This is a genomic window from Psychrobacter sp. 1Y4 (assembly GCF_051847555.1).
In genome coordinates this window covers 1-564 of record NZ_JBPYDE010000945.1, presented here as the reverse complement: position 1 = coordinate 564, position 564 = coordinate 1, and the positions used below count along the sequence as shown (strand labels likewise).

Here is a 564-nt window from a genome sequence, read left to right as displayed (position 1 = left end):
GATTTTTCATAAAGTTTTCTCAACCTTGGATTCGATAAACAAATAATTTGTTTAATATCAAATAGTACTGAACTATTTTCTACTTGTTATTAGTAGTGGCGGTATCATACCAAATTATTTACCAAAGTAAACATATGTTGCAAAAATATTTTACAGGCATAAAAAAACGACCATATAAAATGGTCGTTTCTTCGTTTTTGACTACAGTTACAGGTAAGCTATATTAGCTTAGAACTTTAAGTTAGCGCCTACAGTAAGCAGCTTAGTATCTGCATCACTATCCATCATGGCATACTCTGTTTCGACATTGAAGTTAGGATTCACTGCGTAACCAAGACCGATACCACCAGCAATACCAGTATCACTCACTGAATCGCTGCTACCATTATCAAAATCAGCTTCTAGCTCTGTTTTAGCGATACCAAGCTTACCTTTGGCATATAGTGCAGTATTTGGGAACATATAACGGTAAGTACCGTACGCGCCATAAGTTTTGGTATCATAGTCGCCAGCATTGTTATCTAGGTCAGCATCATCTGAACCAACATATTCAACTTCCATACC

Annotated in this window: 1 protein-coding gene; it reads right to left on the bottom strand. The window is 36.2% G+C overall.

Annotated features, from left to right (window positions below):
- Window positions 1-228: 228 nt before the first annotated feature.
- The coding region (locus ACS8FC_RS19765) for an outer membrane protein (protein ID WP_439298038.1) at window positions 229-564 on the bottom strand (336 nt) is incomplete at its 5' end.